Source organism: Caulobacter sp. (assembly GCF_035254145.1).
Lineage (GTDB): Bacteria > Pseudomonadota > Alphaproteobacteria > Caulobacterales > Caulobacteraceae > Caulobacter.
On sequence record NZ_DATFAV010000099.1, the window covers coordinates 1 to 4,507 of the forward strand.

At 67.5% G+C, this 4,507-nt stretch carries 3 protein-coding genes and 3 pseudogenes; 5 read left to right on the forward strand and 1 reads right to left on the reverse strand.

Annotation, left to right across the window (positions count from 1 at the left end; translation table 11 throughout):
* The 5 genes and pseudogenes from VJ655_RS05615 to VJ655_RS05635 all read left to right on the forward strand — a co-directional run.
* A pseudogene (locus VJ655_RS05615) lies at positions 1-81 on the forward strand (hypothetical protein); the annotation flags it as partial.
* Positions 76-195 (forward strand): annotated as a pseudogene (locus tag VJ655_RS05620) (hypothetical protein); the annotation flags it as partial. The pseudogenes VJ655_RS05615 and VJ655_RS05620, both read left to right, overlap by 6 nt.
* 210 nt (positions 196-405) lie before the next feature.
* Positions 406-1,194, forward strand: a complete 789-nt coding sequence (locus tag VJ655_RS05625) for a thioesterase family protein (RefSeq protein ID WP_324110084.1) — start codon at positions 406-408, stop codon at positions 1,192-1,194.
* A 6-nt stretch (positions 1,195-1,200) separates the two neighbouring features.
* Positions 1,201-2,789 (forward strand): annotated as a pseudogene (locus VJ655_RS05630) (amidase).
* 46 nt (positions 2,790-2,835) lie between these two features.
* Positions 2,836-3,537 (forward strand): class I SAM-dependent methyltransferase, encoded by a 702-nt coding sequence (locus VJ655_RS05635; protein WP_324110085.1) that lies wholly within the window; start codon positions 2,836-2,838, stop codon positions 3,535-3,537.
* A gap of 57 nt (positions 3,538-3,594) precedes the next feature.
* Here the strand turns inward: VJ655_RS05635 and VJ655_RS05640 are convergent.
* Positions 3,595-4,507, reverse strand: a 913-nt coding sequence (locus VJ655_RS05640; RefSeq protein ID WP_324110086.1) for an acyl-CoA dehydrogenase family protein, incomplete at its 5' end; no start/stop codon positions are given.

Genomic DNA, 4,507 nt, shown 5'->3' on the forward strand with positions numbered 1-4,507 from the left:
GGGACAGGTTCGAGGGGGATACTCGAACGGTCCGGGGATCTGGTTGCTGGCCAGACCCGCCCGCCGTCGGCGTGGTTGGGGATAAAGGGATGTGTCTTAGCCTGGATTGGCTCGTCCTCTCCGACCGCTGGGTCTCTGGGAAACCAGAGCGCCCAGGTCCCGGTAAGGCCTGAACAGGGCCACCTGACGGGACGCTGGCGGATAACGGTCGCGCGGAGCGTTCGGGCTTCGTCGAAACGGTACTTACAAACTCACACTCCGGACGGATGTCCGGCGCTCCGCGTCCCTTTCCATTCCTTCAGCGGCCAGCCGCGTGAAGCGGCGGCGGCGTGTCTCGCCACGACTTGGCGCGGCGACCTCCAGGCCCCTTGACTTCCGTAGCGAAAGAAAACGAACTTTCTCGGCATGACCGCCTATACCGACCTCGTCGCCAGCATCGCCGCCACCGACGCCGGCTATTCCGCCCACGTCACCGATGACTGGAAGCAGGGCCGCACCACCTATGGCGGCCTGTCGGCGGCGCTGTGCGTCGAGGCCGCCCAGAGGGCCTTTCCCGACGCGCCGCCGCTGCGCTCCGGACAGTTCGCCTTCGTCGGACCGGCGGCGGGCGAGCTGTCGATCGAGGTCAAGACCCTGCGGCAAGGCAAGTCCACCCTGTTCGTGGCGGTCGACCTCCTGGGCGAACAGGGCGTGGCCACCCACGGCGTCCTGACCTTCGGCGCGGCGAGAGCTTCCGAAGTCTCGCATGAAGACGCCCCCAGCCCCGCCGTCGCCGCGCCCGACCAGTGCGAGCCCTTCTTTCCCTCGGACCCCAACCGGGCGCCGCATTTTTCCAGCCAGTTCGAGGTGCGGATGGCCGGCGGAACTAGGCCGCTGACGGGCGAGGCGCCGGAATATCTGCTGTGGATCCGCCATCGCGACCCGGCCGCCAGCACCCTAGCGGCCCTGATCGCCCTGGCCGACACCCCGCCGCCGCCGGCCATGTCGCTGTTCCCGCGCTTTGGTCCGATCTCGACCATGACCTGGTCGCTGGACGTGGTGGGTCTGCCCCCCGAAGGCGACGACGGCTGGCGGCTGCTGCGCTCGCGCGCCGAGACGATCGGCGATGGCTATTCGACCCAGACGATGGATCTGTGGGACGCGAACGGCCGACCGCTGATCCTGGCGCGCCAGAACGTGGCGGTTTTCGTCTGACGACGCATGGCCGCGCTGGCCAGCCCTTGGCGACCATGGGATTTTGACCCCATGCTCCACCTCCGGCCGCCGGCGTGGCGACCGCGTTTGGGGGACCGTCCATGACCAAGATCGCCTGCCTGGCCAGCGCCGCCGCCCTGGCCCTGCTCGCCGGAAGCGCTCACGCCCAATCGGCCGAGGACGTGACCAAGACCGCTCTGGCGGCGATCCAGGCCAAGAACCCGACGCTGCACGCGGTGATCGCCACCAACCCAAACGCCGTGGCCGAGGCCAGGGCCCTCGACGCAGAGCGCAAGGCCGGCAAGGTCCGCTCGGCGCTGCACGGCGTCCCGATCCTGCTGAAGGACAATATCGAAAGCGCCGATCCCCTGCCCACCACCGCCGGCTCCCTGGCGCTGAAGGACAACGTCACCGGCCGCGACGCCCCCCTCGCCAAGCGCCTGCGCGACGCCGGCCTGGTCATGCTGGGCAAGGCCAACCTGTCGGAGTGGGCCAACATCCGCTCGTCCAAGTCGATCAGCGGCTGGAGCGCGGTGGGCGGCACGGTGCGCAACCCCTATGTCCTGGATCGCAGCGCCTGCGGCTCGTCCAGCGGCTCGGGCGCGGCGGTGGCGGCGGGCCTGGCGCCCCTGGCCATCGGCACCGAGACCGATGGCTCGATCACCTGCCCGGCGGCGATCAACGGCCTTGTGGGCCTCAAGCCTACCGTCGGCCTCGTCTCGCGCACCCACATCGTGCCGATCAGCCACAGCCAGGACACCGCCGGCCCGATGACCACCACGGTCGAGGACGCCGCCAAGGTGCTGACCATCATCGCCGGCTCCGATCCCGCCGATCCGGCCACCAAGGACGCCGACGCCCACAAGACCGACTACGCCAAGGGCCTCTCCAAAGACGCCCTGAAGGGTGTGAAACTGGCCGTGGCGCGCTTCTACACCGGCTATTCGCCCAAGACCGACGCGGTGTTCGAGCAAGCGCTGAAGGACCTGCAAGCCCAGGGCGCGACCCTGGTCGAGGTCAAGGACTTCGACGAAGGCCCGATCGGCAAGGCCGAGGGTGTGGTGCTCTACGCCGAGCTGAAGGCCGACATGGCCAGCTACCTGGCCTCGACCGACCCGAAGAAGGTCAAGAGCCGCACGCTGGCCGACCTGATCGCCTTCAACAAGGCGACCCCGAAGGAGTTCGAGTGGTTCGGCCAGGAGACCTTCGAAAAGGCCGAGAAGACCAAGGGCCTCGACGATCCGGACTATCTGAAGGCCCTGGCCGACTCCAAGCGCCTGGCCGGCCCCGAAGGGATCGACAAGATCCTGAAGGACACAGGCGCGGTCGCCATCGTCGCCCCGACCACGGGTCCGGCCTGGACCATCGATCCGCTGAACGGCGACAACTATGGCGGCTCGGCCACCACCCTGCCCGCCGTGGCCGGCTATCCGCACCTGACCGTGCCAATGGGCGCCGTCACCGGCCTTCCGGTGGGCCTGTCCTTCATCGGCCCTGCCTGGAGCGAGAAGCTGCTGCTGAACCTGGGCTACGCCTATGAGCAGGCGACGCACCACCGCAAGCCGCCGACGTTCGTGAAGACGGTCGCGCCGTAGGAGGTTGGAGCCTAGCGCGCCCGAAGCAAAACGTTATAATATAACAATGCAACAATCGCGCCCCGCCACCACGCCCAACGTCTTCAACCGCGAGATGGCCGACGCCTATGATCGCCGGAACAGCGCTCTAGCCCCCATTTCCGACTGCCTGCATTTCCTGCTGCGGCTGGTTCTTGCGGACCTGCCCGCCAGTGCGCGCATCCTTTGCGTCGGCGTGGGGACGGGCGCCGAGATCCTGTCCCTGGCAAAGGCTTATCCAGGCTGGTCGTTCGTGGGCGTCGATCCTTCCGAGGATATGCTGGCCGTGGGACGCAGCCGGCTCGAACAGGCCGACGTGCTGGAGCGCTGCCAGCTTCTCCACGGCTATGTCCAAGATGCGCCGAGCGAAGGGTTTGACGCCGCCGTCAGCTTGCTGGTCGCGCACTTCATCAAGCGCGAAGACCGTCTCGCCTTCTATTCGGAAATTCACGATCGCCTGAAGCCGGGCGGCCGCTTCGTCAGCGCCGAAATCAGCGGCGACCTGGATGCTCCGGAGTTTCCCGATATGCTGGAAGACTGGAAGCGGATCCAAGTCCTGATGGGCGCTACGCCGGAATCGCTGAACAAGCTGGACAGCACGTTGCGTCACGCGTTGGGCGTTCTGTCACCGGCGGAGACGGAGGCCTTGTGGCGGTCCGCCGGCTTCGGAAAGCCGATCCCGTTCTTCCAGGCCTTCATGATCCGAGGGTGGCGCGCTTCCAGGACTTAATCGCCGCGGCCCGCCAGAAACGGACCTCCTGAACGCTCGCCCAGGAGGTCCGTAGCCTCACCGCCCCGTCGGCATGTCCTTGAACGGCACGTCCTTGTCGACACGGACGTCGCCTGGCAGGCCCAGGACCCGTTCGGCGATGATGTTCTTGAGGATCTCGTCGGTGCCGCCGGCGATGCGCAGGCCCGGAGCCCACATCAGGCTCTGCTGGAACGCCGCCTCGGCCGGAGCCTGGTCGGGATCGACCAGTATGCCGTACTGATCCTCCATCTCGACGGCGGTATTGGCCAGCTCCTGCAGTTGGTTGGCCGAGATGATCTTGCCGATCGAGCTCTCGGGACCCGGCGTCTGGCCGCGCGACAGGGCGGTCATGGTGCGGAAGCGGGTGAACTTCAGCCCCTCGGACTGGACGTACCAGTCGGCCAGCTTCTCTCGGAACGCCTGGTCCTTCAGCGCCGGGCCGGTGGCGCCGGAGAGCTCGCGGGCCAGCTTCATGATCTCGCGATAGTTCGGACCGGCCGATCCGCCGACCGCCAGGCGCTCGTTCATCAGGGTGACCAGGGCGACCTTCCAGCCGTCGCCGACCTCGCCCAGGCGCTGGCTGTCCTTGACGCGCAGGTCGGTGAAATAGACCTCGTTGAACTCGCGCCCGCCCGACATCTGGTGGATCGGCCGGCATTCGACGGCGGCGTCCTTCATGTCGATCCAGAACATGGTCAGGCCCTTGTGCTTGGGCACATCCGGGTCCGTCCGCGTCAGCAGGATGCCGTAGTCGCAGTAGTGGGCGCCGGTGGTCCAGACCTTCTGACCGTTGATCACCCACTCGTCGCCGTCCTTGACCGCGCGGGTGCGCAGGGCCGCCACGTCGGAGCCGCCGGCGGGTTCGGAGAACAGCTGGCACCAGATCTCCTCGCCCTTCACGGCCGGGCCGACGAAGCGCTTCTTGGTCTCGCCGTCGGCGAAGGCCATG

Bases quoted from the DNA above. Each gene is read 5' to 3' on its own strand.
- VJ655_RS05635 (WP_324110085.1), top strand. From the start codon at position 2,836: ATGCAACAATCGCGCCCCGCCACCACGCCCAACGTCTTCAACCGCGAG.
- VJ655_RS05625 (WP_324110084.1), top strand. From the start codon at position 406: ATGACCGCCTATACCGACCTCGTCGCCAGCATCGCCGCCACCGACGCC.